Source organism: Pseudomonas floridensis (assembly GCF_002087235.1).
Taxonomy (GTDB): domain Bacteria; phylum Pseudomonadota; class Gammaproteobacteria; order Pseudomonadales; family Pseudomonadaceae; genus Aquipseudomonas; species Aquipseudomonas floridensis.
Genome location: NZ_MUIO01000043.1, coordinates 41122 through 50458, shown reverse-complemented (window position 1 = coordinate 50458; position 9337 = coordinate 41122). Strand labels below are relative to the sequence as shown.

At 62.0% G+C, this 9337-nt stretch carries 7 protein-coding genes and 2 pseudogenes; 4 read left to right on the top strand and 5 right to left on the bottom strand.

Annotated elements, in window-relative coordinates:
• The 4 genes from BZK31_RS12755 to BZK31_RS12740 form a co-directional block, all read left to right on the top strand.
• On the top strand, window positions 1-1485 hold a 1485-nt coding region (locus tag BZK31_RS12755; protein WP_083183235.1), incomplete at its 5' end, for a phytase.
• Between the two features lie 82 nt (window positions 1486-1567).
• Window positions 1568-2266, top strand: coding sequence for a protein TolQ (tolQ, locus tag BZK31_RS12750; RefSeq protein WP_083183223.1), 699 nt, complete (start codon window positions 1568-1570; stop codon window positions 2264-2266).
• A 9-nt stretch (window positions 2267-2275) separates the two neighbouring features.
• The gene (gene tolR / locus BZK31_RS12745; protein ID WP_083183221.1) at window positions 2276-2722 is read left to right on the top strand and encodes a protein TolR; all 447 of its coding nucleotides are present in this window, start codon (window positions 2276-2278) and stop codon (window positions 2720-2722) included.
• Between the two features lie 5 nt (window positions 2723-2727).
• The gene (locus BZK31_RS12740; protein ID WP_083183233.1) at window positions 2728-3561 is read left to right on the top strand and encodes an energy transducer TonB; all 834 of its coding nucleotides are present in this window, start codon (window positions 2728-2730) and stop codon (window positions 3559-3561) included.
• Between the two features lie 150 nt (window positions 3562-3711).
• Here the strand turns inward: BZK31_RS12740 and BZK31_RS30575 are convergent.
• The 5 genes and pseudogenes from BZK31_RS30575 to BZK31_RS12720 all read right to left on the bottom strand — a co-directional run.
• Window positions 3712-4254: pseudogene (locus BZK31_RS30575) on the bottom strand (methyl-accepting chemotaxis protein); the annotation flags it as partial.
• Between the two features lie 318 nt (window positions 4255-4572).
• Window positions 4573-5442, bottom strand: a pseudogene (locus tag BZK31_RS30570) (cache domain-containing protein); the annotation flags it as partial.
• 413 nt (window positions 5443-5855) lie between these two features.
• Entirely contained in the window at window positions 5856-6983 is a 1128-nt protein-coding gene (locus BZK31_RS12730) for a FecR family protein (protein ID WP_244182674.1), read from the bottom strand.
• Entirely contained in the window at window positions 6976-7488 is a 513-nt protein-coding gene (locus BZK31_RS12725) for a sigma-70 family RNA polymerase sigma factor (protein ID WP_083183217.1), read from the bottom strand. The genes BZK31_RS12730 and BZK31_RS12725 overlap by 8 nt, the downstream gene beginning before the upstream one ends.
• 157 nt (window positions 7489-7645) lie before the next feature.
• A complete protein-coding gene (locus tag BZK31_RS12720; RefSeq protein ID WP_083183215.1) occupies window positions 7646-9271 on the bottom strand; it encodes an NADP-dependent glyceraldehyde-3-phosphate dehydrogenase in 1626 nt (541 codons plus the stop codon).
• Between the last annotated feature and the right edge of the window lie 66 nt (window positions 9272-9337).

The following is a 9337-nucleotide window of genomic DNA, read 5'->3' as shown; positions in this document are numbered from 1 at the left end:
TTCGTGTTTCTGGTCGGCGAGGAGGGCAAGGGCGAGCAGTGGCTGGTCGGGGCGGGCGATCAGCTCAGCGACTCGCCACGCCTGGTGCGCAATCTGCCGCTGCCGCCTGACGCGGAATTCTGCCAGGTCGACGATGCTGCGCATCAGGTCTACGTCAATGAGCAGAACATCGGCTGGTGGACGTATCCGGCGCATCCCGAGGCCGACGTTGCCCGTCAGCCGGTCGCGCTGCGCGAACCTTTCGGCGACATCAGACAGGCTGCTGGCGCCTTGGCCCTGGTACCCGGCGGACTGCTGGCGCTGGACCCCAAGGGCAAGGCATTGCACCTCTACCAGCAACAGACCCATGGCTGGACTGCGGTCGCCGAACTGTCATTGGCAACCCTGAAAAAGCCGGAAGGCGTGTCGGTGCGAGAGGAAAAGAACGGTCTGCAATTGCTGGTTAATGACAGCGACGGCGAGCGGCTTTATCAGGGCTCGCTGAACTGGCAGGCCATTCCGGCACCAGTGATCGCGCCGCTGCCTGGCGTGTTGCCGACAGTCCAGACGCAACCGGTCGGGCGTCAGGGCGATGCGGCCGACGATCCGGCGATCTGGGTGCACCCAGAAAAACCGGCATTGAGCCGCGTGCTCGGCACCAACAAGAAACAGGGCCTGCTGGCCTACGACCTGAACGGCAGACAACTGCAGTCCTTGCCCGTGGGGCGTCTGAACAATGTCGATGTGCGCCCCGGCTTCATGCTTGGCAGCCAGCAGGTGGATCTGGCGGTGGCCAGCAACCGTGATCGCAACAGCCTGAGCCTGTTCAGCATCGACCGTTCGACGGGCGAGTTGCGCGAAGCGGGTGAAATCCCGACGCCGCTGGCGGAAATCTATGGCGTCTGCCTGTTCAAGCCTGCCAATGGCGAGCTGTTCGCGTTCGCCAACGGCAAGGACGGCACTTTCCTGCAATACCGCCTCAGTGCGCCAGGCGGTAAGGCACAGGGCGAGCTGGTGCGTCGTTTCAACGTCGAGACCCAGCCGGAAGGCTGCGTGGCCGACGACCAGCGTCAACGCCTGTTCCTTGGTGAGGAAGACGTGGGCGTCTGGGAAGTGGACGCCCGCGCCGATCAGCCTGCGACCTTGTCCAGCGTGATCAAAGTCGGCGATGTGCTACACGCCGATGTCGAGGGGCTGGCCTTTTATCAGAGCGAGCAGCACGACTATCTGGTCATTTCCAGCCAAGGCAATGACAGCTACGTGGTGGTCGACGCCGAACCGCCGTATGCCCTGCGCGGTGCGTTTCGGGTCGGTCTCAATGCACAGGCCGGGATTGACGGCACCTCTGAAACCGACGGCATCGAAGTGACCTCGACCAATCTGGGCGGAGCCTGGCGTCGCGGCATGCTGGTGGTGCAGGACGGTCGCAAGCGCATGCCCGAGCAGGCGCAGAACTTCAAATTCGTCCCCTGGACCGATGTGGTGAAAACCCTGTCGCTGCCGTAAGTCGTTTGTCATCGAACGGTGATAGACAGTCGATTGATCCCATGTGCCGAACGCGCGGCACTGCAAGACGAGGAATGCCCCGATGCATGCAACCCTGGAACACATGACCCTCTGGAGCCTGATCAGTGATGCCAGTCTGCTGGTCAAGGCGGTGATGCTGACTCTGCTGCTGGCTTCGCTGCTCAGTTGGTACCTGATCGTTCAGCGCAGCCTCGCGCTGGGTCTTCACGAACGCACGCTGGACCGTTTTCAAACGCGTTTCCGCAGCGAAGCCGACCTGGCTCCGTTGTATGCCGCACAGGATCAGGACGACGGTGTCGGACAGGTGTTTCGCGCCGGTTACGCCGAGTACGTGCAGCTCAAACAGCGCCCCGGAGCAGAGCCCGAAGCGGTGTTGTCCGGTGTCGAGCGTTCATTGCAGGTGGCGATCAGCGAGCAAGAGCTGCAACTGGAAAAAGGGCTGCAATTTCTCGCCACGGTCGGCTCGGTCAGCCCTTACATCGGGCTATTCGGTACGGTCTGGGGGATCATGAACGCCTTCATCGGCCTGTCGCAGGTGCAACAGGCGACGCTGTCGACCGTAGCACCCGGCATCGCCGAAGCCCTGATCGCAACGGCCATTGGCCTGTTCGCCGCGATTCCTGCCGTGATCGCCTATAACCGTTTCGCCGCGCGCGGTCACACGCTGACGGCCCGTTACTACAGCTTTGGCAACGAATTGCAGGTGCGCCTGAACCGCGTTCTGCAGGCCACGCCACGCACCATGGCCGCCGCGGCCTGAGGAGTTGCCATGCTGGTCAAACCGCAACGCAAACACGGCCCGAAAGCCGAAATGAACGTGGTGCCCTATATCGACGTGATGCTGGTGCTGCTGGTGATTTTCATGGTCACCGCGCCGATGCTGACGCAGGGCGTCAAGATCGAGCTGCCCAAGGTCGCGAGCGAGGCGCTGGCCAGCGATACCCAACGGCGCATCGTGACCTTGTCGGTCAAAGCGGAAGGTGGCTACTACTGGAATCTGGGCGACACCGTCGACACCCATGCGCAGACCGACACCGCCGCCAGCCTCGAAGACATGCAGGGACGCATCGGACGACTGGTGACCGAGCGACCGGACACTCAGGTGTTCATTCGCGCTGATGACAAGGCCGATTACGGGCGTGTGGTCGCGGCCATGGCGGCCTTGCAGCACAGTGGCGTCACGCAGTTGGGGCTGGTGACAGAGGCGCCGCAATGACTGCCATGACCCCGATGCCCTTTCACTGGACCGAATCCCGGCCCGAGACCTTGAACAGGTCCCGGTTACGCAGCCATGGGCTGGCGGTGGCGATTGCATTGACCCTGCACGGCGTCGTGCTGACGGCGCTGATGCAAGGCTGGGTTGCCGAGCAGAAACTGCCGGAACCGGTGAAAACCCTGACCACCCGGTTGCTGATTCTGCCGCCTGCACCTGTCGCGTCGTCACCGGAGCCGGTTGTCGAGCCTGTTCAGGAAGCAGCGCCTGCCCCCGAACCTGCACCGATCGCCAGGCCAGTCGAAGCGCCCGTGCCGCAGCCGGACATGCAGCGTCAGGCGCGGCAGATCGAACAGGCAGCCTTGGCGCGCAAGCGGGTCGAAGAGCAGAAGCGCGAACTTGATCAGCGCCGCAACGAGCAGCAGAAGAGGGTGCTCGAGCAGCAAAGGCAAGTCGAGCAACAAAAGCTGCTGGACCAGCAGCGAGTGGCCGAACAGCAGCGCCTGCAGGCCGAACAGGCCCGGCAGTCCGCTGACCGCGCCCGCCCGTCACAACAGGCGGCCGTTGCCGACAACAGCCAATATCAGCCTCTGAGCAAAGAAGCCCCAGACTATCCCGAGCGTGCGCTGGACAAAGGCATCGAAGGCGACTGTACCGTGGTCTACGACGTTTCGCCCCAGGGTCGCGTCGTCAACCCGCAAGTGCAGGGCGCCTGCCATCCACTGTTCATACGCCCTTCAGTGGCGGCGGCCGAGACGTTTCGCTATCAGCCACGCATCGTCGACGGCAAACCGGTAACGGTGTCCGGGGTGAAGAACACGTTTCATTATCGGATCAAGTGACGGAAAGGGGCCGGCTCCCGCAGTCTGCGTTCAATGGGCAGGCTGTATTTTGTCTGGTTAGGAGCGGCAAAGCGCGAAGCGCACGTCAAGCGTCAACGTGAGCCCAGAGTGCTTCGCCTGATCGCGAAGACACTCTGAGCATATTCCGGATCAACTCACTTTGAAGCGCCTTACCAGCGCAATCAGTCGCGTATTGGACTCGGCCAGCGCCGCCGTACTGCGTTCGTTGCTGGAGCCGCCTTCGACCAGTTCTTCGACGATGTGTTTGACTGCAATGATGTTGCGGCTGATTTCCTCGGAGACCGCGCTCTGCTCTTCGGCTGCCGTGGCGATCTGGGTGCTGAGGTCGTTGATGCGCAGAACCGAACTGGTCATGTCATCCAGCCCGGCGGTGACGGCCGTGGTCTTACCCGCCGTGGCCTGACAGCTCTGACGGGTTTTTTCCATGGCCGCAACGGCAGCGCTGACGCCCTGTTGCAGGCTGCCAAGCATCTCGTTGATTTCTGACGTGCTGGCCTGAGTGCGAGCGGCGAGGGCGCGTACCTCATCGGCAACCACCGCGAAGCCGCGACCCTGTTCACCGGCGCGTGCTGCTTCGATCGCGGCGTTGAGCGCCAGCAGGTTGGTCTGCCCGGCGATTTCACCGATCACGGCCAGCACTGCGTTGATGCGCTTGGCGTCCTGCTCCATCGACTGCACTTTGCTGGTCGCCGAATCGACTTCGCTGATCAGCGCGTTGACGCTGTCCGAGGCGTCGGCGACCACGGTCTTCGAGACCTGGGCGTTTTCGTTGGCCGACTGGGTAAAGCTAGCGGTTTGTGCTGCGCTGCGGGCCACTTCGTCGGCTGTCGAAGACATCTCGGTGATTGCGGTCACCGCCTGATCAGTCTCATTGGCATGGCGCACCAGAATCGCATTGGTTGTGCCTGCCTGACTGCGCAGTTGCTCGATGCCGATGGCGATGTCGCTGGTGGAACTGCTGACTTCGACCATCATGCGTTGCAGGTAGGCAATGAAACGGTTGACCGATTCGCCCACCTGATCGACTTCGTCGTGGCCTTTGACGGCGATGCGCCGTGTGAGGTCGGCGTCGCCTGCCGACAGGGTGTCAATGTTGGTCTTGAGCACGGCAAGGCGCTTCATCAGCGCACCGAGGGCGATGATCATCAGCACCAGCAATACCAGCACCATCGGGATCTGCAGCCATGCCAGCGTCTTGAGCACGGTTTCGCTCTGGGTCTTGAGCAGCGCGGTGTTCTGCGACACGGCCAGCAGCCAGGGCGTGCCGGCCACCGGCATCAGGAACAGAGTCGATTCTTCGCCATCGCTGTTGTCGTAGGTCAAGCGCGAGGTGCCATTAGCCTTGACGGCCAGTGCCGATTTGATGGCGTTGACGAAGGGCGACTGGGCGGCCAGTTCGGAAATATTGCGCAGCACGATCTTGTCGCTGCTGCCCGGCACGTTGGACAGAATCTTGCCGTCGGCTTCGATGATCATGATCCGGCCGTTGACTTCGCGCTCCTTGGCTTCGACCAGTTTATTGAAGAAGCCCAGCGTGACGTCGATGGTCGACACGCCCCATGGCTTGCCGTCCTTGGTGATGGCCATCGCGCAGTTGGTGCGCGGTTCGGGACTGGCCGCGTCCTGATAGGCCGGGGCCCAGGCGCATTGACCGGCCGGCGAGTTCAAGCCGCCCTTGTGCCAGCCCTGCTCGAAGTAGTTGAGCGATTCAGGCGAGTTCCAGTGGGTATTGACGATCAGCTTGCCGGACGCGTCGCGGTGGTAAAAGGTGCTGTGTTTGGCACGACCGGGCGTTCGCGCATCCGGCAACGGCCAGATGCCACCACCAAATACTTTGGCCTCGCCGTACTGATTGACCATGAAGGGCAGCAACCGGTCGATGTCATCACTGGACAATTGCGGCACGATTTCAGTGATCACGCGTGCCTGAGCCTGGACGCGGGCCAGTTCTGTCCTGATCTCGTTGCTGATGTCGGCTGCCTTGACGGTCAACATGTTTTCGTCGTTGGCGGTCAGTTTCGGGGTTACGAACTGATTGATGCCGTACACGGTGAGGACGATGACCAGCGCCATGAATCCCACGAATGTTGCGGTGTAGCGTGCCTGAACGGTCTTGAGCGTGGCCATTATTCTTATACCTGCGCGTGAGAAGGGTGCTGTATTGCCGAGCTTTCGGCTTCGCGCGGTATTTCTTGATAGGGTGAAAGTGCCATATTCCGGTGTCCCGACGGCCGGCCAGGGCTTGCGCGGCTGACCGCTCAACGGCGCGGGGTTTACCGTGTCAGCACTTGCAGCCAGGGTGTCCAGCTTTCGACGTGCGCACCGTGGGGTTGGGCCATGGCCTGCAACGCCGCTTGCGGGTTGCGCGTGTCATAGACACCGGTGACGCGCAGTTCAGCCAATTGCGGATCCTTGAGCCAGACTTTGCCGGGCAAGTAGCGCTGTAGCTCGTCGACCACATCGGCCAGGCGCGCGTTGTCGGCGATCAGGCGGTCGTTGCGCCAGGTCGCGATGCGGCTGGCGGGCTGGCTCAGCAGTCGGGCCTGGCCGCTGTAGCGATCGACGGTCAGACGCTGGCCGGCAGTGACGCCGGGGTTGAGCAGGCGCTGGGCGTCACGCTCGCTGACTTTGACCGAGCCGTGCTGAACCGCCACATCGATAGCGCCGGATTTCAGGTCCACGTTGAATGCAGTGCCGGTCACCGTGACGTCGAGACTCTGGACCCGGACGTTGAACGGTTTACCGTGATCGGGTTTGACCTCGAAGAAGGCCTGGCCTTGCAACAGACGAACCTCCCTGTGTGCGTCTGAAAAATCCACGGCAATGGCGCTATCGCGATCGAGGGTGGCGCGGCTGCCATCGGGCAACTGGACCTCGCGTCGTTCATTGCTGGCGGTGGCAAAGTCGGCCTGCAACAAGGTCGTGAAGGTCGGGTTGAGTGCCAGCACCAGACAGGCTGCGAGGGCGCCGCCCAAGGCCCAGCTCAGGGTGCGGCGTCTTGCCGGGTGCGTTTTGACTTGGGGGCGCGCAACTGGCGCCTCGTGGGCGGACGGGATCGGCGGCCATTTATGGGCCGTGGTCGGCGTGAGCTGGCCGGTTAACTGCCAGACCCGCTCAGCCCGGCGCAGCGCTTCGGCGTTCTGCGGGTCGGCCTCCTGCCACTGGCGCATCTCGTCGTGCAGGCGGGCGTCGTCGGGTGCCTGTCGGGCACGCATCAACCACTCCAGAGCAATGTTCAGAAGGGCCTGACGAGGTTCGGCCTGCGGCATGTCCGGCAAGTCTCCAGCGACGGAAAAGGTGAGCAAGGGTCGCACAGGATCGCGCCCTTCAGCAAAAGACGTAGGGGCGACGACTTTTTTCAGCTTGTTTCGATTGTTTTTTTCGTCGCCAGCCTTAGTCATTGCCACGGTCCAGCCACGTAGCGCAGTGACTCAAGGCTTCATGCACCAGATGATGGGTCAATCCAACCGAAATCCCCAGGGCGCTGGCCACTTGCTGCAGGGTGTAGCCGCCCAGACGATGCATCTCGAAAGCCATGCGCGTGCGCTCCGGCAAGCGGGCCAGTGCGTCGGCGACTTGCTGCAGTTCATCCTGGCCAACCACTTCCTGCTCGGGTGACGCATTGACCGCGGGCAGTTCGGCCAACAGCGCGTCACTGTCGGGCTGGCGCTTTTCGGTGGCCATGCTGCGCGTAAGGTCCAGCGACAGGTTGCGCACAATCCGGTACAGGTAGCCGACCGGGTTGTTGATCTCGAGGTTCTGGTCCTGGCGCCCGCTGAATCGCAGCCAGGCTTCCTGAACCACATCTTCGGCACGCGCACGGCAACCTACGATCGGCGTGGCGTAATCCACCAGGGCCGAGCGGTGTGCAAGATAGAGGTCGAGTTTGCTGGCGGACGAATCCACGGAGGTTGGTGCTCGTTTCGTAGGGGACGGAGCGATATGTCCTACCCGAAAGCGTGCATGTTAGCTGTTTTCGATAATCGTTATCAAATGCGATTTCAGTGCGTTATCGCGTGGGCAGGTGCGCTGCAAAGTGCAGCGCACGCATGCGTCCGAAGTGTCAGAAAATGTAGTCCGTGGTCAGGAAACTCGACTCGCGGTTGCGAATGATGTCGCTGACCAGTTGTTTGTTGCTTTCCTGAAACTTCGTTGCGACCAGGGTGCGGATCGAGAACACGCGCAGCGCATCATGGACCGACAGGGTGCCCTCGGCCGAGTTCTTGCGCCCGTTAAACGGGTATTTGTCCGGGCCGCGCTGGCACTGGGCGTTGAGGTTGATCCGGCCCACCTGATTGGCGAACGCGTCCACCAATCGCCCGACCTGGGCAGAGTCGTTGCCGAAGATGCTCAACTGCTGGCCGAAGTCGGAGTCCAGCACGTAGTCGATCACGGTTTTCAGGTTTCGGTAGGGAACCACCGGGACCACCGGGCCGAACTGTTCTTCGTGATAGACACGCATCTGGGGCGTGACCGGGTACAGCAGGGCAGGGTAGAAGAACGATTCACTGACCTGCGCGCCGCCGTGATTGATGATCTTCGCGCCTTTACCCAGTGCGTCAGCCACCAGACCTTGCAGATAATCGGTCTTGCCAGGCTCGGGCAGCGGTGTCAGCGATACGCCGGGTTCCCAAGGCATGCCCGGCTTGAGTTGTGCCAGCTTCTGCTGGAATTTTTCCAGGAAACTGTCGACCACGTCTTCGTGCACAAAGAAGATCTTCAACGCCGTGCAGCGCTGACCGTTGAAGGACAGCGAGCCGGTCACCGCTTCGCTGACTGCGTTGTCCAGGTCCACGTCGGGCAGGACGATGCCGGGGTTCTTGGCGTCCAGACCCAGCGCCGCACGCAGGCGGTGCGGGCGCGGGTGCAGCTTTTTCAGGTCGCTGGCCGCTTTGTTGGTGCCGATGAAGGCGAACACATCGATCATCCCGCTGGCCATCAGTGCGCTGACCGTGTCGCGACCGCTGCCGTAGATGACGTTAATGACGCCAGCCGGGAAGCTGTCACGAAACGCCTCGAGCAGCGGGCGGATCAGCAGCACGCCAAACTTGGCCGGTTTGAACACCACGGTGTTACCCATGATCAACGCGGGAATGAGCGTGGTGAACGTCTCGTTCAGCGGATAGTTGTAGGGGCCCATGCACAGCGTGACGCCTAATGGCACACGGCGAATCTGGCCCAGCGTGTCCTGTTCCAGCTCAAAGCGGCTGGAGCGGCGGTCAAGTTCCTTCAGTGCATTGATGGTGTCGACAATGTAATCACAGGTCCTGTCGAATTCTTTCTCCGAATCCTTGAGGTTCTTGCCGATCTCCCACATCAGCAGATTGACCACCGCCGTGCGCTGTTCGCGCATGCGCTTGAGAAACGCTTCGACGTGCTGGATACGCTCTGCAACGCGCATCGTCGGCCAGCGACCCTGGCCTCTGTCCCAGGCGCTGACTGCTGCGTCCAGCGCAGTCATGGCGGTGGCGGCATCGAGTAACGGCGTACTGCCCAGAATGACGTGTTCCAGCCCCTTGCTGCCGTGTACGCACACCGGGCTGCGCACGGGGGCCAATGGACCGTCCCAGGTCTGCAGGACGCCGTCCACCAGATAATCGCGCTGTTCGATGGCCGGGCCGGGTCGGTACTGTTCGGGAATGTCATCGGCACTGGGGAATAGCGTTTCAAGATGACTATTCAGGGGCATCTGATTTACCTCGGATAGGGTTGGGTCGGGGGAAGGGCAAATACACTACGCCACCTTGGGCACGGT